Origin of the sequence: Pseudoalteromonas sp. GW168-MNA-CIBAN-0100 (genome assembly GCF_040309225.1) — a bacterium.
Classification (GTDB): domain Bacteria; phylum Pseudomonadota; class Gammaproteobacteria; order Enterobacterales; family Alteromonadaceae; genus Pseudoalteromonas; species Pseudoalteromonas arctica.
Genome location: NZ_JBEOOL010000590.1, coordinates 1 through 269 on the forward strand (window position 1 = coordinate 1; position 269 = coordinate 269).

At 43.9% G+C, this 269-nt stretch carries 1 protein-coding gene; it reads right to left on the reverse strand.

The genetic code is table 11. The features are described 5' to 3' along the window. The coding region (locus tag AAEY62_RS22570) for a preprotein translocase subunit SecA (protein ID WP_350636653.1) at positions 1–269 on the reverse strand (269 nt) is incomplete at both ends.

The following is a 269-nucleotide window of genomic DNA, read 5'->3' on the forward strand; positions in this document are numbered from 1 at the left end:
CTATACGACGAGATTCATGGCGTTCAGTACCAATAATATGTAAACCACCTGCATCAATTACTGCGTCATGGCGTATTTTCCATGCAGCTTTAATTTCAGCAATTTGTTCATCAGTTGGGTTTTCAAGCTTTTCAACTTCGCTGTGCCAGTTACCACCAAGTACAATATCGGTACCACGGCCAGCCATGTTAGTGGCAATCGTTACTGTGCCTGGTAGGCCAGCGTCTGATACGATATCAGCCTCTTGCGCATGAAATTTAGCATTAAGT